At 70.5% G+C, this 18,036-nt stretch carries 11 protein-coding genes; 8 read left to right on the top strand and 3 right to left on the bottom strand.

The features are described from left to right. Nucleotides 1–90: 90 nt before the first annotated feature. From thiC to AOQ37_RS13960, 3 genes are all read left to right on the top strand, one after another. Nucleotides 91–1,917 (top strand): phosphomethylpyrimidine synthase ThiC, encoded by a 1,827-nt coding sequence (gene thiC, locus AOQ37_RS13970; protein WP_062644787.1) that lies wholly within the window; start codon nucleotides 91–93, stop codon nucleotides 1,915–1,917. Nucleotides 1,918–2,052: 135 nt separating this feature from the next. Beyond that, nucleotides 2,053–3,078: a WD40 repeat domain-containing protein gene (locus AOQ37_RS13965; protein ID WP_234436898.1), complete on the top strand. Its 1,026-nt coding sequence runs from the start codon at nucleotides 2,053–2,055 to the stop codon at nucleotides 3,076–3,078. Beyond that, nucleotides 3,075–4,550 carry a VWA domain-containing protein gene (locus tag AOQ37_RS13960; RefSeq protein WP_062644783.1) on the top strand — a complete coding sequence of 492 codons (1,476 nt, stop codon included), beginning with the start codon at nucleotides 3,075–3,077 and terminating at the stop codon, nucleotides 4,548–4,550. Before AOQ37_RS13965 ends, AOQ37_RS13960 begins: the two co-directional genes overlap by 4 nt. A 262-nt stretch (nucleotides 4,551–4,812) precedes the next feature. On the opposite strand, the gene AOQ37_RS13955 is transcribed toward AOQ37_RS13960, so the two are convergent. From AOQ37_RS13955 to AOQ37_RS13945, 3 genes are all read right to left on the bottom strand, one after another. Continuing rightward, complete coding sequence (locus AOQ37_RS13955; protein WP_062644781.1) at nucleotides 4,813–5,688, bottom strand: hypothetical protein; 876 nt, start codon at nucleotides 5,686–5,688, stop codon at nucleotides 4,813–4,815. Between the two features lie 203 nt (nucleotides 5,689–5,891). Beyond that, complete coding sequence (locus tag AOQ37_RS13950; protein ID WP_062644779.1) at nucleotides 5,892–6,977, bottom strand: metallophosphoesterase; 1,086 nt, start codon at nucleotides 6,975–6,977, stop codon at nucleotides 5,892–5,894. A 602-nt stretch (nucleotides 6,978–7,579) separates the two neighbouring features. Beyond that, a complete protein-coding gene (locus tag AOQ37_RS13945; protein WP_078890167.1) occupies nucleotides 7,580–8,692 on the bottom strand; it encodes a LacI family DNA-binding transcriptional regulator in 1,113 nt (370 codons plus the stop codon). Between the two features lie 413 nt (nucleotides 8,693–9,105). On the opposite strand from AOQ37_RS13945, the gene hisC reads away from it, so the two are divergent. The 5 genes from hisC to AOQ37_RS13920 all read left to right on the top strand — a co-directional run bounded on the left by hisC (nucleotide 9,106) and on the right by AOQ37_RS13920 (nucleotide 18,011). Further along, nucleotides 9,106–10,185, top strand: a complete 1,080-nt coding sequence (gene hisC / locus AOQ37_RS13940) for a histidinol-phosphate transaminase (RefSeq protein WP_062644775.1) — start codon at nucleotides 9,106–9,108, stop codon at nucleotides 10,183–10,185. A gap of 164 nt (nucleotides 10,186–10,349) precedes the next feature. After that, a complete protein-coding gene (locus AOQ37_RS13935) occupies nucleotides 10,350–11,858 on the top strand; it encodes a cytochrome ubiquinol oxidase subunit I (protein ID WP_062644773.1) in 1,509 nt (502 codons plus the stop codon). A 20-nt stretch (nucleotides 11,859–11,878) separates the two neighbouring features. Further along, nucleotides 11,879–12,883: a cytochrome d ubiquinol oxidase subunit II gene (cydB, locus tag AOQ37_RS13930; protein WP_062644771.1), complete on the top strand. Its 1,005-nt coding sequence runs from the start codon at nucleotides 11,879–11,881 to the stop codon at nucleotides 12,881–12,883. 89 nt (nucleotides 12,884–12,972) lie between these two features. Beyond that, entirely contained in the window at nucleotides 12,973–16,461 is a 3,489-nt protein-coding gene (cydD, locus tag AOQ37_RS13925; RefSeq protein ID WP_062644769.1) for a thiol reductant ABC exporter subunit CydD, read from the top strand. Nucleotides 16,462–16,514: 53 nt separating this feature from the next. Next, nucleotides 16,515–18,011, top strand: a complete 1,497-nt coding sequence (locus AOQ37_RS13920) for a GAF domain-containing sensor histidine kinase (RefSeq protein ID WP_062644767.1) — start codon at nucleotides 16,515–16,517, stop codon at nucleotides 18,009–18,011. The last annotated feature ends 25 nt before the right edge of the window (nucleotides 18,012–18,036 follow it).

Genomic DNA, 18,036 nt, shown 5'->3' with positions numbered 1-18,036 from the left:
GATGTTTCACATGAAACGTCGGTAGGCGGTAGCCGCTGCGTCGACCGCCGAACCTGTTACCGGGTAATGCCGGCGTAGGGAGTAGGTCTCATGACCAACAAGGACGCACGCACGCCTGCCTTCACGCAGAACGCGACCAGCGGAAGCTCGGTCGACGTGAACGACGCGGAGGCTGGGAAGTCCATCGGCTGGCACAAGGGGTACGTCGAGGGCGCTCGCCCCGATCTCCAGGTGCCGGTTCGCCAGGTGCATCTCACCAACGGGCAGTCGGTCACCCTGTACGACACCTCCGGCCCGTACACCGATCCACTCGTCGAGACCGACGTGCGCAGGGGCCTGTCGCCGTTGCGTGAGAACTGGATCATCGCCCGGGGCGACACAGAGGAATACGCGGGCCGTCCGGTCCGGCCCGAGGACGACGGCATCAAGCACACCTCACCGCGAGGCGGTCTGCGCAACCTCGACGCGGTCTTCCCGGGTCGGCCGCGTCTGCCGCGCCGTGGCCGGGGTGGCGGGGCGGTCACCCAGCTCGCGTACGCGCGCCGGGGGGAGATCACTCCGGAGATGGAGTTCGTCGCCATCCGGGAGAACGTTTCTCCCGAGGTCGTTCGGGAGGAGATCGCCGCGGGCCGCGCCGTGCTGCCGGTCAACGTGAACCATCCGGAGATCGAGCCGATGATCATCGGCAAGCGGTTCCTGGTGAAGGTCAACGCCAACATCGGCAACTCGGCGGTGACGTCCTCCATCGAGGAGGAGGTCGAGAAGATGACCTGGGCGACCCGTTGGGGCGCCGACACGGTCATGGACCTGTCGACCGGCCGCAACATCCACACCACCCGCGAGTGGGTGCTGCGCAACTCCCCCGTCCCCATCGGCACGGTGCCGCTGTACCAGGCGCTGGAGAAGGTCGACGGCCGCGCGGAGGAACTGACCTGGGAGATCTACAAGGACACCGTCATCGAGCAGGCCGAGCAGGGCGTGGACTACATGACGGTCCACGCCGGTGTCCGCCTCGCGTACGTCCCGCTCACCGCCAACCGCAAGACCGGCATCGTGTCGCGCGGTGGTTCGATCATGGCGGCGTGGTGCCTCGCGCATCACAAGGAGTCGTTCCTCTACGAGAACTTCGAGGAACTCTGCGAGATCCTCGCCGCCTACGACGTCACGTACTCGCTGGGCGACGGCCTGCGGCCGGGCTCCATCGCGGACGCCAACGACGCGGCGCAGTTCGCTGAGTTGAGGACGCTCGGGGAACTCAACCGGATCGCGAAGCGTTTTGATGTACAGACGATGATCGAGGGCCCGGGCCATGTCCCGATGCACAAGATCAAGGAGAACATCGACCTTCAGCAGGAGATCTGTGATGAAGCTCCGTTCTATACGCTCGGCCCGCTGACGACGGACGTCGCGCCGGCGTACGACCACATCACCTCCGGTATCGGTGCCGCGATGATCGCCTGGTGGGGCACGGCGATGCTCTGCTACGTCACGCCCAAGGAGCATCTGGGCCTGCCCAACCGGGATGACGTCAAGACCGGCGTGATCACCTACAAGATCGCCGCCCATGCGGCCGACCTCGCCAAGGGGCACCCCGGAGCGCAGGAATGGGACGACGCGCTGTCCGACGCCCGCTTCGAGTTCCGCTGGGAGGACCAGTTCAATCTCGCCCTCGACCCGGACACCGCGCGGGAGTTCCACGACGAGACGCTCCCCGCGGAACCGGCGAAGACGGCGCACTTCTGCTCGATGTGCGGGCCGAAGTTCTGCTCGATGAAGATCAGCCAGAACATCAACGAGCGGTTCGGCGCGGGGGCGGCCGACGGGGCCTCGGCGGAGGAGATCGCCGAGGGCATGCTGGAGAAGTCGAAGGAGTTCGCGGCGAGCGGCAACCGGGTGTACCTGCCGCTGGCTGACTGACGTACGCGGACGGGCGCTGTCCCCAGGGGTCCACACCGGGGGACAGCGCCCTGAGCAGCCGCCACCGTGCAGCCGTCACCGATGGGGAGGCGGCGTGGTTGCCGTCGGCGGAGGGGGAGAGGGACCGTGGAGTGGGTGAAATCGACAGCGCCGGTCCGGTCGTTGGCCTGGCAGGGCGACGAACTGGTCGACGTGGTGGGGGGCCGGGCGTGGAGCACCGACGGCGTGGAGCGCCGGATCGCCATCGATCACGGCCCCGGCTTCAACACTGGCCTCAACACCGGCACCGGCTTCGACAGAGGTGTCGTCTCACCGTCCGGCCGCTACAGCGTCGTCTACCCGGAACGGGGGACCGAAGCGCTGTTGCTGGAGGGCACGCACCCCCTCCGTGAGCTGACGCGCTGCCCGGACCACGCCGAGGACTACGACTACCCCGTGGCCCTGGGGACCCTGAGGGACGGCCGGGAGATCCTGGTCCACTGCCCGGAGGAGTACGGCGTGCTCCAGATCGAGGACGCGGCGACGGGACAGCGGCTCACCACCGGCCCCCGTGAGGCGAGGGATGTGTTCCATTCCCGGCTGTCGGTGGCCGGGGACGGCAGGCATGTGCTGGTGGCGGGATGGGTCTGGCATCCGTACGGCATCGTCGAGGTGTTCGATCTCGAGGGTGCCCTGGCGGACCCGGCCGTGCTGGACGGCCACGGGGTGCTGCCCTGGCAGCCGGGTATCGACGCCGAGGTGGAGTCCGCGTGCTGGCTCGACCATGACCGACTGGTGGTGGCGACCGGAGACGAGTTCCTCACGGACGAGGACACCGCCGCCCTCGGTCCCCGCCGAATCGGAGTGTGGTCCCTGTCCCGGCGGGCGTGGCTGCGTCGCAACTCCGTAGATTTCGAGGTCGGCACGCTGCTCGCCGGAGGCGGTCGCGTCGTCTCCCTGCACGGCCACCCCCGGTTGATCGACGTCATGACGGGTGAAGTGGTGGAGGAGTGGCCCGAGGTGAGGGTGTCGCGCCGGGCGGGTGCCTTCGGAGTCACCCACATACCGACACCGGTCGCGGCGTTGAGCCCTGACGGCCGGCTCCTGGCGGTCGCCCAGGAGGAGAGCATCGCGCTCATTGGGTTGCCCCGGAGCGCCGACTCGGCACACTTGCCTCCATGACAGCGCGATTCCTGAGCAAGGGTGCCAATCTGCCGGTCGACGTGCCGGACGTACGGGTCGAACTCAGCTGGGCCGAGAGGGCCGGCGGGCCGGACATCGACGCCTCGGCGCTGCTGCTGGCGCAGGACGGCCGGGTGCGTGACGACGGGGACTTCGTCTTCTACAACCAGCCGCTGCACGCCTCCGGCGCCGTACGCCACATCGGCAAGCGGAGTGAGGCCGGTGTGATGAGCGACGCGGTCCAGGTCGACCTGCGCTCACTGGAGGGCGCCATCACACGGGTGGTGCTGTGTGCGTCGGCCGACGGCGGCACCTTCGGTCAGGTGACCGGCCTGACGTTGAGACTGCTCGACGGGGAAGGGCGCTCCGAAGTGGCCCGCTTCGAGATGCAGGGCGCCACGGAGACGGCGTTCATCGCCGGTGAGCTGTATCTGCGCGAGGGGCGCTGGAAGTTCCGGGCGGTCGGACAGGGGTACGCCTCCGGGCTCTCCGGGGTGGCCACGGACTTCGGCATCACGGTCGACGACGAACCCGAGCAGGCGGTCACCCCGCCGAGCCGCCCGGTCGCTCCGCCCGCGATCACCCCACAAGCCATGACCCCACCCATGGTCACTCCACCGACCAGCTCTGCGCCGACCGGTATCCCGCCCACGAGCACGTCGTCCACCAGCACGTCGTCCACCAGTACCGCACCGCCCGGTCCGCGGCTGACCAAGGGGGAGGAGCGGCTTCCCGTCGACATGCGCAAGCGGCTGTCGCTGCGCAAGGAGCAGGTCGCGGTCAGCCTGAGCAAGCGGGGAGTGGCGGGGATCAGCGCGCGGATCGTACTCGTCCTCGATGCCTCCGGGTCGATGTCGTTCCTGTACTCGCGGGGGGTGGTGGCGGACGTCGTGGAGCGTATGGCGGCGGTGGCGGCGCAACTCGACGACGACGGTGAGATGCAGGCCTGGACCTTCGCCAGCGAGGCCGCACGCCTTCCCGACCTGCGGTTGGGGGAGCTCCCCGAGTGGCTGCGGCTGCATGTGCGGGTGGGCGAGATCAGTCTGTTCCGGCGCGGCAAGAAGCCTCGCAAGGGAATGGAGCCGGGACAGGTCGACATGCGCTCGGTCGGTATCCAGAACGAGGAACAGAAGGCGATCGCCCAGGTCAGATCGTATGTCCGGGAGAATCCGGCGGCCGCTCCGACCTTGGTGCTGTTCTTCTCCGACGGAGGGGTCTATCGCGACGCGGCGATCGAGCGGGAGCTGCGGGCGGCGGTCGAGGAGCCGATCTTCTGGCAGTTCGTCGGGCTCGGCCGGTCCAATTACGGCGTCCTGGAGCGGTTCGACACACTGCCGGGCCGCCGCGTCGACAATGTGGGGTTCTTCTCCGTGGACGACATCAGCACCGTCCCGGACCAAGAGCTCTACGACCGGCTGCTGTCCGAGTTCCCCAGCTGGCTCACCGAGGCCGGCCGAGCGGGCATCATCTGACCGATGACCGACCGATGACCGATGACCGATGACCCGGGGCTCGCTCTTCTGGGCCGCACGGCTCCGTGACCGGGCCGGCAGAGGGCAGCACTGAGCACAAGGCAGCACTGAGCACGGGGCCGGACGCGGGCCGAGCGCGGCGCTGAGCGCCGCAGGGCGGGCAGGCCCGGTCCGTGGACCGGCTCCTCACCCGTACGCCCGGCGCCGGGCGTACGGCTTGCGCTCCCCCTCGGTGGGGTCGGCGGGGGCGCAAGCCGAGTGCCTATTCCGGCTGGTGCTCCGGGCCGCCGAAGTCCGGGCTGCTGTAGTCCGGGCTGCTGAAGCTCGGGCGCGGGCCGGTCGAGCGGCCGTCGTCCGGGCTGCTGAACCCCGGGCGGTCGTAGCCGATCTTCGGGAGGCGGTTGACGGGGGCCGGTGGGGCGGGAGCGGTGTGCAGGGCCGCCGCCGTGCCGGGATCGGCGAGCGCCTCCCGGAGAAACGGCAGGATGCCGCGCACCAGCAGGGCTTCCCGCCAGGCTTCCCTGGCCTGGTCGACCTCCTGGCTCAGTTCGCTGTACGGTCCCGCCTCCAGGGAGGGCCGGTTGCGCAGAGCGGTGAGCAGCAGCGCGACGGTGGCGACGAGGATCGCGGCCACCGCCACGGCCCCGAACGTCCAGCCGGCGGTGACCATGGTCCGGGCGAACCCCTGCTCGGGGTCGAGCATCCTGAGGAGATAGCCGACGAGCAGGAAGATCACCGCGGCTGCCCCGGCGAGGACGGGGGTCAGGACCGCGGCGACGGCGCCCGCCCCGGCGGCTTCGGCGGCCTGGGCCGCCTCCCCCATGGTGGTGGCGAGCCCCATCGCGGCCGCGCCCGGCTCCGCGGAGCCGGTCTCGGACGGGGACGACGGGGTGGACGGCGCGGGATGGCGCAGTTCCTCGCGGACCTTCACATAGTGCTGGTACTCGGCCGCCGCGGCCACCGTGATGAGGGCCGAGGCGTTGAGGGCCATGGTGCGCAGTTGTTCGGGGTTGAGCCGCTGTCCGACTGCGGTCAGTTCCGGGTGGTGTGGGGCGGAGCGCAGCGCCTCGTCGAGGATTCGCTCGTACTCTTGGCGGTCCTCGCTGTTGAGGTGCTGCGGAACGCTGTTCATCTGCATCCCCCGATGCTCCGTAGGGCTTGGGGCTCGCATGCCAACGAGCCGTCGGGCAGAAACGGAGGGGAGCCTGCTACGGATAACCCGATGGTAGAGCGGTGACGGCATGGGGTGACAGGGGGTTTGCCGAAATTGGCCCCTGGCCTGCGACGTCACCGACGACCCACAGTGGGGTACTTCTGCCCCGGGAGATGCCCGGGGACTACTCAGATGTCCAGGGGCAGTTGCTGGACCAGCAGCTTTCCGGCCATCGTCACGCCGCCGTCCATCGCGATGGCCAGCCCGTCCGCGTAGACGTGCGGCCCCTCGACATGCGGGCCGCCGTTGTCCTCGCCGTCCTCGGAGCCGACTTCGCCCAGAAGGTAGGGAATCGGGCTGTGGCCGTGAACGATCCGGGTGCCGCCGTACGTATCGAGCAGGGAGCGTACGGCGTCGGCGCCGCCCTCGTCGCGGAAGGAGAAGCGCTTGGTGAACTTGCGGAACAGGTCCCACACCTCGTCCGCGTCGTTGCGCGTGATCGTCTCGCGGACGGTGTCGTTGACCGCCTCGATCGAGTCGCCGTAGTCGAGGTAGGCGGTGGTGTCGGAGTGGACGAGCAGGTGGCCGTCGACCTCCTCGACCGCGTCGAGGCGGGCCATCCACTGGAGGTGGTGATCCTGGAGACGGTCCATGTCGTGCTTCTGGCCGCCGTTGAGCAGCCAGGCCGCCTGGAAGGTGGCGGTGCCCGCACCGGAGTTCACGGGCGTGTCGCCGAAACGCTTGGCGCCGAGCAGCAGCAGTTCGTGGTTGCCCATGAGGGCCTTGCAGTACCCGCCGGCCGCCGCGGCCTCCGCGGACAGCCGCATGACGAGGTCGATGACGCCGATGCCGTCCGGGCCGCGGTCGGTGAAGTCACCGAGGAACCACAGCCGGGCGGTGCCCGCGCACCAGTTGCCGGCGGAGTCGACCAGGCCCTTCTCCTGGAGCGCGGCCACCAGTTCGTCGAGGTAGCCATGGACGTCGCCGACGACGAACAGCGGTCCCGGGCCGGTCGCCGGCAGCGGGGCCTGCACGGCCGCCGGGTCCACCGCCACCTGGAGGGTGTCACCGCGCCGGCTGATGACGGGCAGGTCGCGCTGGGTGGGCGTGTAGCCGTCCGGGTGCTCCAGCGGCTCCTCGATCGGCGGCGCGGCATTGCCGGGTTCCGTGCCGGGGTCGTACGGACCGGTCTCGTGCACGTACGCGGGCACCCGGAAGTCGCGCAACGTCGCCGTCCGCTCCACCTCGGGTCCCTGACCGGCCCCCTGAGTCATCAGACCCCTCCACCATCGCGCCGCATCTGCACCCTTCGGGCTGCCTGGTCGCAGCGGCCCGCGGTGCCGTGCGTCCATCATAGGAATGCGGATCGTGCCGTGTGATGACCCAGGGGTGGTGAATCGGAGCAAGGCTCCAGTTCATCGCGGCATTCGCCCCGATTGGGCAGGGCTTCGGCAGTGCGCGCTCACCCGGCGCGCACCGTGCCCGCACCCGCGCCCCACCCCTGCGGGCTGCTCCGTCGGACGGATCCGAGGACGGCATCGGCCGGACGCGGTCGATTTCGGCGGCCGGAACGGGGTCGATGAGGAGGCTGTTGCCGATGCGACGTCCGATGTCTCCCGCACCGCCGAAAACCGCCCGTACGTGCCTCCCGCCAACTTTCGTTGACGCGCACCACTCCCTACGCGCTGCCGCTCCCCTCCGCAGCGCCCGCTCCCCTCCGGCAGGGCCCGCTCCCCTCCGCACCGCGCGCCCCCTCCCGCAACGCCCGCCCCTGCCGCACCACCTCTCCCGCGCCGTCCGCCCCCGCGCTCCCCCGAACAGGCCGCCGCTCCCCGCGACTCGCGCCGTGGCGTGGGTCCTGGGGAGCGGCGGCCGGCTAGTTCTCCTCCGGCGTCCGGGGCGGGCTGACCGTGGTCCGTGGGGGGCGTCGCTGCGAGGACGTCCGTACGAACAGTTCCGTGGGTATCACCTGCTCGACCGGGCGGTCCGATTCCGCACCCTCGATCGCGTCGATGAGGAGTTGCACCACCGCCGTGCCGATGCGGCGCGGCTTCAGCGACAGGGTCGTCACCGGCGGCTCGGTGTTGGCGTACACCGTGGACTCGCTACAGCACACGATCAGCAGGTCCTCGGGGACCCGCAGCCCGTAGCGGCGGGCCGCGGCGAGCAGGTCGGTGCCGTTGGGGTCGAACAGTCCGTAGACGGCGTCGGGGCGGTCGGGGCGGGCGAGGAGCCGGTCGGCGGCCACGGCGCCCGCGCACGGGTCGTGGGCGGGGTAGGCCTCGTAGACCGGGTCCTGCCCGACCCGCTCGCACCACCGCAGGTACGCGCTGGTCGACAGGTGTGTGTAGGTGTCCGTCGTGGTGCCGGTGAGGAGGCCGATCCGGCGGGCGCCGGCGTCGGCCAGGTGGTCGAGGATGTCGAGGACGGCGGCCTCGTGGTCGTTGTCCACCCACGCGGTGACCGGGAGCGTGCCGGCCGGGCGGCCGTCGGAGACGACCGGTAACCCCTGCCGGACCAGCTCGCTGACCACCGGATCCTGATCGGAGGGATCGATGACGACCGTGCCGTCCAGGGCGACGTTGGACCACACGTCGTGGCGCGAGGTCGCGGGGAGGATGACGAGCGCGTAGCCGCGGGCGAGCGCGGCCGAGGTCGCGGCGCGCGCCATCTCCGCGAAGTACGCGAACTCGGTGAAGGTGAAAGGTTCATCCCCGTATGTCGTCACGGTCAGGCCGATGAGGCCCGACTTGCCGGTACGGAGGGTTCGGGCCGCCGCCGAAGGGCGGTAGCCGAGTCGGTCGGCGACCTCGCGGACATGGCGTCGGGTGGCGTCCGGGAGCCTGCCCTTGCCGTTGAGGGCGTCGGAGACGGTCGTGATGGAGACTCCGGCGGCGGCGGCCACGTCCCTGATGCCCGCCCGGCCCGGCCGGCTGCCTCGGCGTGAGGTTTCCGCGCGGCTCACCTGGTGCTTCCCTGCTGCTGTCATGGCGAGCCGATAGTAGGGCTCATTCGGTGGGGTAGGGCGGACGCATATGCACGCATTGACAGGCACGTTTCTGCAAGGCCAAACACCACCAAGTACCTTGGAAACCAATGCAGTTAACTCCTCCAATGCCAAGACGTGACGCGTCGGCACGGATGAGCCTGCCAACGCGCCGATGTCTCGAAGAGGTCTCAACTCACCTGCACGAGGGATGCGCGCCACGGAGTGCACCACGGGCGCGTAGATATATGTGCAGCGCGCCCCCTGGCGCGTACGCCTTCGTGCGGCTTCGTCCTCAGAAGTCGCAGAGGTCCCTCCGTTTCGAGCCCCGGTCCCCGCTCAGCTGTACGCACCGGCGCCGAATCCTCATAAGGTGAGCAGTATTGAACCCGGTGGTGGTCACGAGGAGGACTGCGGTGAGCGAGACGAGCCCCAAGCTGCGCGCCGAGCTGGAGGGGATCCCCACCTACAAGCCGGGCAAGCCGGCCGCGGGCGGCGGTCCCGTGGCCTACAAGCTGTCCTCCAACGAGAACCCCTATCCGCCGCTGCCGGGCGTGATGGAGTCGGTGACGGCGGCGGCCGCCGCCTTCAACCGCTATCCGGACCTGGCCTGCACGCTTCTGATCAAGGAGCTGTCCGAGCGGTTCGGCGTCCCCGCCTCCCACCTGGCCACCGGCACCGGCTCGGTCGGTGTCGCCCAGCAGCTCGTCCAGGCCACGTCTGGCCCCGGCGACGAGGTGATCTACGCCTGGCGGTCCTTCGAGGCCTACCCGATCATCACGCAGATCAGCGGCGCGAAGGCCGTGCAGGTACCGCTGACGCCCGGGGACGTGCACGACCTGGACGCGATGGCCGACGCCATCACCGAGCGGACCCGTCTGATCTTCGTCTGCAACCCCAACAACCCCACGGGCACCGTGGTGAAGCGGGCCGAGCTGGAACGGTTCCTCGACCGGGTGCCGCGTGACGTGCTGGTCGTGCTCGACGAGGCGTACCGCGAGTTCATCCGCGACCCCGAGGTGCCGGACGGTGTGGAGCTGTACCGCGAGCGGCCCAATGTCTGCGTCCTGCGGACCTTCTCCAAGGCCTACGGGCTGGCCGGTCTGCGGATCGGCTTCGCCATCGCCCACGAGCCGGTGGCGGAGGCCCTGCGCAAGACGGCGGTGCCGTTCGGTGTGAGCCAGCTCGCGCAGGAGGCCGCGATCGCCTCGCTGCGTGCCGAGGACGCGCTGCTCGGCCGGGTCGGTTCCCTGGTGTGCGAGCGCCTGCGGGTGGTCGAGGGGCTGCGCGCGCAGGGCTGGACGGTGCCCGAGACCCAGGCCAACTTCGTGTGGCTGCGGCTCGGCGAGGCCACGGTTCCCTTCGCCGCCGCCTGTGAGCGGGCTGGTGTCGTGGTGCGGCCCTTCCCGGGTGAGGGTGTGCGGGTGACGATCGGGGAGAACGAGGCGAACGACATCTTCCTGAAGGTGGCGGAAGGCTTCCGCAAGGAGCTGTAACGAGTGATCGGCCGCCGGTTCCGGCTGGTCGGCAGGGGTGGCAGGGGGGTTCCCGCGGGTAGCCGGGGACCCCCCTTCGCTTGTCGAAAATCAGTGCGTCATACTAGCTTGTGAATGTGAACGCTTTCACAAGCGTGATCCACGAGTGGGTAAGGAGTGACGACGTGGACCTGGCTTTGGCGCCGGAGACACTGGCGCGCTGGCAGTTCGGCATCACCACCGTCTACCACTTCCTCTTCGTCCCCCTGACGATCTCCCTCGCGGCCCTCACCGCCGGGCTGGAGACCGCCTGGGTACGCACGGCGAACGAGAAGTACCTCAGGGCGACGAAGTTCTGGGGCAAACTCTTCTTGATCAACATTGCGATGGGTGTCGTCACCGGCATCGTGCAGGAGTTCCAGTTCGGTATGAACTGGTCCGACTACTCGCGCTTCGTCGGAGACGTCTTCGGCGCCCCGCTCGCGTTCGAGGCCCTGATCGCCTTCTTCTTCGAGTCCACCTTCATCGGTCTGTGGATCTTCGGCTGGGACAAGCTGCCGAAGAAGGTCCACCTGGCCTGCATCTGGATGGTCTCGATCGGCACGATCCTGTCGGCGTACTTCATCCTCGCGGCCAACTCGTGGATGCAGCACCCCGTCGGCTACCGGATCAACAAGGAGAAGGGGCGGGCCGAGCTCACCGACTTCTGGGCCGTGCTGACCCAGAACACCGCGCTCAGCCAGGTCTTCCACACCATGTCCGCCGCCTTCCTCACCGGTGGCGCCTTCATGGTCGGCATCGCCGCCTTCCATCTGTACCGCAAGAAGCACATCCCGGTGATGAAGACCTCGCTGCGGTTGGGCCTGGTCACCGTGGTCATCGCCGGTCTGCTCACCGCCATCAGCGGCGACACCCTCGGCAAGGTCATGTTCAAGCAGCAGCCGATGAAGATGGCCGCCGCCGAGGCCCTGTGGGACGGCGAGGCGCCCGCGCCGTTCTCGGTCTTCGCCTACGGCGACGTCGAGGAGGGGCACAACAAGGTCGCCATCGAGATCCCGGGTCTGCTGTCCTTCCTCGCGAACGACGACTTCAGCTCGTACGTCCCCGGCATCAACGATGTGAACAAGGCCGAACAGGAGAAGTACGGGCCCGGCGACTACCGGCCCAACATCCCCGTCGCCTACTGGGGATTCCGCTGGATGATCGGCTTCGGCATGTCGTCCTTCGCGCTCGGCCTGGCAGGACTCTGGCTCACCCGCAAGAAGTTCCTGCTGCCTCAGCACCTGAGGGTCGGCGAGGACGAGGTGCCGCATGTGGTGCTGTTCAAGAACAAGGCACTCGGCCCCAAGCTCACCCGGCTCTACTGGCTCGCGGCGATCTGGACCCTGGGCTTCCCGCTGATCGCCAACTCCTGGGGCTGGATCTTCACCGAGATGGGCCGCCAGCCCTGGGTCGTCTACGGAGTCCTCCAGACCCGTGACGCGGTCTCCCCCGGGGTCTCCCAGGGCGAGGTCCTCACCTCGATGATCGTCTTCACGGCGCTCTACGCGGTCCTCGCCGTCATCGAGGTCAAGCTGCTGGTGAAGTACGTGAAGGCCGGCCCGCCCGAACTCACCGAGGCCGACCTCAACCCGCCCACGAAGATCGGCGGCGACTCCCGGGACGCCGACAAGCCGATGGCCTTCTCCTACTAGGCCGAGGGAGCTGCACAGACATGGAACTGCACGACGTCTGGTTCGTCCTGATCGCCGTCCTGTGGACCGGCTACTTCTTCCTGGAGGGCTTCGACTTCGGGGTCGGCATCCTCACCAAGCTGCTCGCCCGCGACCGCCCCGAGCGGCGGGTGCTCATCAACACGATCGGACCCGTCTGGGACGGCAACGAGGTGTGGCTGCTCACGGCGGGCGGCGCGACCTTCGCCGCCTTCCCCGAGTGGTACGCCACGCTCTTCTCCGGCTTCTACCTGCCGCTGCTGCTCATCCTGGTCTGCCTGATCGTGCGGGGCGTCGCCTTCGAGTACCGGGCGAAGCGTCCCGAGGAGAACTGGCAGCGCAACTGGGAGACCGCGATCTTCTGGACCTCCCTCCTTCCCGCGTTCCTCTGGGGTGTCGCCTTCGGCAACATCGTGGGGGGCGTCAAGATCGATCAGAACTTCGAGTACGTGGGCAATGTGTGGGACCTGCTCAACCCGTACGCGCTGCTCGGTGGTCTGGTGACCCTGACACTGTTCACCTTCCACGGCGCGGTGTTCACGGCCCTGAAGACCGTCGGCGAGATCCGGGAACGGGCACGGAGGCTGGCGCTCAAGGTGGGGCTCGCGACCGCCGTGTTCGCTTCGATCTTCCTGCTGTGGACGCAGGTCGACAGTGGTGACGCCAAGAGTCTGGTCGCCCTGGTCGTGGCGGTCGGCGCCCTGGTCGCGGCGCTCGTGGCGAACCAGGCGGGACGCGAGGGCTGGTCGTTCGCGTTCTCCGGCGTCACCATCGTGGCCGCCGTGGCGATGCTCTTCCTGACGCTCTTTCCGAACGTCATGCCGTCCACGCTCAACGACAGCTGGAGCCTGACGGTGACCAACGCCTCGTCGAGCCCGTACACGCTGAAGATCATGACCTGGTGTGCGGGAATCGCCACGCCGATCGTGCTCCTCTACCAGGGCTGGACGTACTGGGTGTTCCGCAAGCGGATCGGTACGCAGCACATCGCCGAGCCCGCCCACTGAGTCTGATGTGGGGTGTTTCACGTGAAACACCCCACATGAGGAGAGCGTGTTTCACGTGAAACACGCTCTGTGAGAAAAGGGTGTTTCACGTGAAACCGATCGACCCGCGTCTCCTCCGGTACGCCCGCGCCACCCGCCTCTTCCTGGTGGCGGTCGTCGGTCTGGGGGCTGTCGGAGCGGCTCTGGTCATCGCGCAGGCGATGCTCGTCGCCGAGGTCGTGGTGGGGGCCTTCCAGCACGGACTGTCCCTCGCCGAACTGCGCACTCCCCTGCTGCTGTTGGTGGCTGTGGCGATCGGCCGGGCGCTGGTGGCCTGGCTCACCGAACTCGCCGCGCACCGCGCGAGTGCCGCCGTGAAGTCCGAGCTGCGCGGGCGGCTGCTGGAGCGGGCCACCGTGCTGGGTCCGAACTGGCTCAGCGGCCGGCGCACCGGTTCGCTGGTCGCTCTCGCCACGCGGGGCGTGGACGCCCTCGACGACTACTTCTCGCGCTATCTCCCGCAGTTGGGCCTCGCGGTGGTCGTACCGGTCGCGGTGCTCGCGCGGATCGTGACCGAGGACTGGGTGTCCGCAGCGATCATTGTCGGCACCCTGCCCCTGATCCCGGTCTTCATGGTGCTGATCGGCTGGGCCACGCAGTCGCGGATGGACCGTCAGTGGCGGCTGCTGTCCCGGTTGTCCGGGCACTTCCTGGACGTCGTCGCCGGGCTGCCCACGCTCAAGGTGTTCGGGCGGGCCAAGGCGCAGGCCGAGTCGATCCGGCGCATCACCGGTGAGTACCGGCAGGCGACCATGCGGACGCTGCGGATCGCCTTCATCTCGTCGTTCGCGCTGGAGCTGCTGGCGACGCTCTCGGTGGCCCTGGTGGCCGTGACGATCGGCATGCGCCTCGTCCACGGCGAGATGGACCTGTACATCGGCCTGGTGATCCTCGTACTGGCGCCGGAGGCGTATCTCCCGCTGCGGCAGGTCGGGGCGCAGTACCACGCGGCCGCCGAGGGGCTGGCTGCCGCCGAGGAGATCTTCGAGGTGCTGGAGACGCCGGCACCGGCACCGGGCACCGTCGCGGTGGTCGAGGGAGGGGTGGCCTTCGAGGGCGTGACCGTCCGCTACCCCGGGCGGTCCGCCGACGCCGTCACGGATGTGTCGTTCACCGTCGAACCCGGGGAGACGGTCGCGCTGGTCGGACCGAGCGGCGCGGGCAAGTCGACCCTGCTGAACGCGCTGCTGGGGTTCGTGCGGCCGGCCGAGGGCCGGGTGCTGGCCGGGGGAGTCGACCTCGCGGCGGCCGACCTGGAGCAGTGGCGCTCTCGGATCGCGTGGGTGCCGCAGCGCCCGCACCTCTACGCCGGGACGATCGAGGAGAACGTCCGCCTGGCGCGCCCGGACGCCGACGACGCGGCCGTACGCCGGGCCCTGGCGGACGCCGGGGCGCTGGACTTCGTCGAGGCGCTGCCCGCCGGGCTCGGCACCCTGCTCGGCGAGGACGGGGCCGGGCTGTCCGCCGGGCAGCGGCAGCGGCTGGCGCTGGCCAGGGCGTTTCTCGCGGACCGGCCCGTACTGCTGCTGGACGAGCCGACGGCCGCGCTCGACGGGGAAACCGAGGCGGAGGTGGTGGAGGCCGTGCGGCGCCTCGCGGCAGGCCGGACGGTCCTGCTGGTCGTGCACCGGCCGGCCCTGCTGGCGGTTGCCGACCGGGTGGTGCGGCTGGCCGGGGCCGAGGCACCCGCTCCCCTGGAGGCCGTGCGCCAGAAGGCTCCCGCGCCGCTGGAAGAGGCGGCTGCCCCGCCCGTCACCGGTGGGTCCGGGACCGGTACGGCCGTGACCGGTGGTGGCGTCCTCGCCCGGGTCCGCGCGATGGCCGGCGCTCGACGTGGCCGGCTCGCTCTCGCGCTCTTGCTCGGCAGCCTCGCCCTCGGCAGTGCCGTGGGCCTCATGGCCACCTCCGGATGGCTCATCTCGCGGGCCTCACAGCAGCCGCCGGTGCTCTACCTGATGGTGGCCGTGACGGCGACCCGCACCTTCGGTATCGGGCGGGCGGTGTTCCGGTACGCGGAGCGGCTCGTCTCGCACGACGCCGTGCTGCGGATGATGGCCGACACCCGGGTCGCCGTCTGGCGCCGGCTGGAGCGGCTGGCGCCCGCGGGTCTGCGCTCGACCCGGCGGGGCGACCTGTTGACGCGGCTGGTCGCCGACGTGGACGCCCTCCAGGACTACTGGCTGCGCTGGCTGCTGCCCGCGGGTGCGGCGCTCGTCGTCTCGGCCGGTTCCGTCGCCTTCACCGCGTGGCTGCTGCCCGAGGCCGGGGCGGTGCTCGCCGCCGGACTGCTGCTGGCCGGGGTCGGTGTCCCCCTGGTCACGGGTGCCGTGGCGCGCCGGGCCGAGCGTCGGCTCGCCCCTGCCCGAGGGGTGCTCGCCACCCGCACGGCCGACCTGCTCACCGGCACCGCCGAGCTGACCGTCGCGGGCGCGTTGCCCGTCCGTTCCGCGGGGGTGCGCGCGGCCGACTCGGTGCTCACCCGGATCGCCTCGCGCGCCGCGACCGCCACCGCCCTCGGCGACGGGCTGACGGCGCTCGTGTCGGGGCTGACCGTCACGGCGGCCGCCCTCGTGGGCGCCCAGGCGGTCGCCGACGGACGGCTGGGCGGCGTGACCATGGCCGTGGTCGTCCTCACCCCGCTGGCCGCCTTCGAAGCCGTCCTGGGGCTGCCCCTGGCCGTGCAGTACCGCCAACGGGTACGCCGGAGCGCCGAGCGGGTGTACGAGGTCCTGGACTCCCCCGAGCCCGTGCGCGAGCCGGAGCGGCCCCGTCAGGCGCCCGCGTCGCCCTTCCCGCTGGTGCTGCGGGGGCTGGCCGCCCGGCATTCCGGGCAGGACCGGGACGCGCTCGCCGGGGTCGGACTGACCTTGACGCGGGGGCGCCGGATCGCCGTCGTGGGGCCCTCCGGCTCCGGCAAGACCACGCTCGCGCAGGTGCTGCTGCGGTTCCTCGACGCCGACACGGGCTCGTACACGCTCGGCGGCGTCGACGCGCACGCCCTGGACGGTGACGACGTACGCCGACTCGTCGGGCTGTGCGCGCAGGACGCGCACCTCTTCGACAGTTCGGTCCGCGAGAACCTCCTGCTCGCGAAGAGGGAGGCGAGCGAGGAGGAGCTGCGGGACGCGCTGGCGCGAGCCCGGCTGCTGGAGTGGGCCGACGGTCTGCCCGACGGGCTCGACACGCTCGTGGGCGAGCACGGCGCCCGGCTGTCCGGCGGGCAGCGGCAGCGGCTCGCGCTGGCCCGGGCGTTGCTCGCCGACTTCCCCGTCCTGGTGCTCGACGAGCCCGCCGAGCATCTGGACCTGCCGACCGCCGACGCCCTCACCCGGGACCTGCTGGCCGCCACCGAGGGCCGCACGACCCTGCTCATCACCCACCGGCTGGCCGGTCTCGAAGCGGTCGACGAGGTGCTCGTGCTGGATGAGGGGCGAGTGGTGCAGCGGGGTTCCTACGCGGCGCTGGCGGCCTCGGAGGGACCGTTGCGGAGCATGGCCGAACGCGAGGAGGCCACGGAGCTGTTGGTGGCGGCGCGGTGACCCACCGAGCTGTCCCGGCTTTCCCTGACAAACAGGGCAACTAGGCTCAGGGCATGGCCACGGATCCGTTTCCCGCTCCCCTGCCGGAGCTGCGCTCCACGCTGGAACGGATCTGCGGGACCGCGGTGGAGCTGACCCGGGCCCGGTACGCACTGATCGAGGTCCGAGGCGAAGGCCACGCCACTCCGACCGACATCGTCTTCCACGGTGTCGACGAGGCGACCGCTCGCCGTATCGGCCGACGGCCCGGCGGGCACCGCGGGCTGCGCCTGCCGATCAGGGCCCACGGCGAGGTCCTCGGCGAGTTCTGTCTGGCGGAGAAGCGGGACGGGAGGCCGTTCGACGACCGGGACGTGGACACGGTCCGCGTGCTGGCCACCGAGGCGGGCACCGCTCTCGGCAACGCCCGCCTGTACGCGGCCGCTCAGCGGCGCGAACGGTGGATCGACGGGTCGGTCGCCGTCACCACCGCGCTGCTGTCCGGCGGGGACACCCATGACGCCCTCCAGGTCGTCGCCGAACAGGCCCGCGGGCTCTCCGGGTCGGCCGCAGGGGTCGTACTGCTGCCCGCCGACGAGGGCGGCCTGGAGATCGTCGCCGTGGCCGCGGACCGGCCGTCGACCATGCTCGGCGAGGTCGTCCCGCCGGACAGCGAGATCATCACCGAACTCCTCCGCGGCCAGGCGGTGTTCGTGGTGGACGCCGCCGGCGACCCGCGGACGCTCACCGCGTCCACGCGAGGCTACGGGCCGATCATGCTGCTCCCGCTCCGGAGCGACGCGCGCGTCCTGGGGGCCCTGGTCATGCTCCGGGCCCGCGGGCAGCGGCCGTTCGGCGAGGACGAGCGCGCCGCGGCCGTCCAGTTCGCCTCGCAGGCAGCGCTCGCGCTGGTGATGGCCGAGGCACAGCACGACCGGGAGCGGCTCGCGGTGTTCGAGGACCGTGACCGCATCGCCCGTGACCTGCACGACCTCGTCGTCCAGCGGCTGTTCACGACCGGGCTGATGCTGGAGGGCGCCCAGCGCGGATCCGTCGTGCCCGAGGTGCGGGAGGGCGTCGGCAAGGCTGTCGAGGAACTGGACGTCACCCTTCAGGAGATCCGTACCGCGGTCTTCGCGCTCCAGCAGGGCTCAGCCGAGGCACCCGCCGGGCTCTGTACGCGGGTGCTGCGTGAGATCGGCACGGCGGCCGTGCCGCTCGGCTTCGAGCCGTCGCACCGGTTCGTCGGACCGGTCGACACCCTGGTCGGCGACCTCACCGGCACGAACCTCGTCGCGGCTCTCCGGGAGGCCCTCTCCAACGCCTTCCGGCACGCGCGTGCCTCCCGCGTCGAAGTCGTCGTCGACGCCACCGCGACCCTTCCCGACGGCCGCCCGGGCGTGCGGCTGACCGTCGCCGACGACGGCTCGGGCATCCCCGACGGTGGCCGGCGCAGCGGTCTGCGGAACCTGCGGCGGCGGGCCGAGGCACTCGGCGGCGACAGCACGCACGGCCCGGGCATCGGGCCGGACGGCGCCGGTACGACGGTGGTGTGGCAGGCGCCGTACTGAGCCATCGGGGGCGGTGCGTCCCCCA

This window comes from Streptomyces maremycinicus, assembly GCF_001184025.1.
In the GTDB taxonomy this organism is placed as follows: domain Bacteria; phylum Actinomycetota; class Actinomycetes; order Streptomycetales; family Streptomycetaceae; genus Streptomyces; species Streptomyces maremycinicus.
The sequence above is the reverse complement of the archived record's forward strand: the minus strand, read 5'-3'. Positions and strand labels throughout refer to the sequence as shown.

Coding starts and splice junctions, on each gene's coding strand:
- thiC (WP_062644787.1), top strand. CDS start 91: ATGACCAACAAGGACGCACGCACGCCTGCCTTCACGCAGAACGCGACC.
- AOQ37_RS13960 (WP_062644783.1), top strand. CDS start 3,075: ATGACAGCGCGATTCCTGAGCAAGGGTGCCAATCTGCCGGTCGACGTG.
- AOQ37_RS13955 (WP_062644781.1), bottom strand. CDS start 5,688: ATGCAGATGAACAGCGTTCCGCAGCACCTCAACAGCGAGGACCGCCAA.
- AOQ37_RS13950 (WP_062644779.1), bottom strand. CDS start 6,977: ATGACTCAGGGGGCCGGTCAGGGACCCGAGGTGGAGCGGACGGCGACG.
- AOQ37_RS13945 (WP_078890167.1), bottom strand. CDS start 8,692: ATGACAGCAGCAGGGAAGCACCAGGTGAGCCGCGCGGAAACCTCACGC.
- cydB (WP_062644771.1), top strand. CDS start 11,879: ATGGAACTGCACGACGTCTGGTTCGTCCTGATCGCCGTCCTGTGGACC.
- AOQ37_RS13920 (WP_062644767.1), top strand. CDS start 16,515: ATGGCCACGGATCCGTTTCCCGCTCCCCTGCCGGAGCTGCGCTCCACG.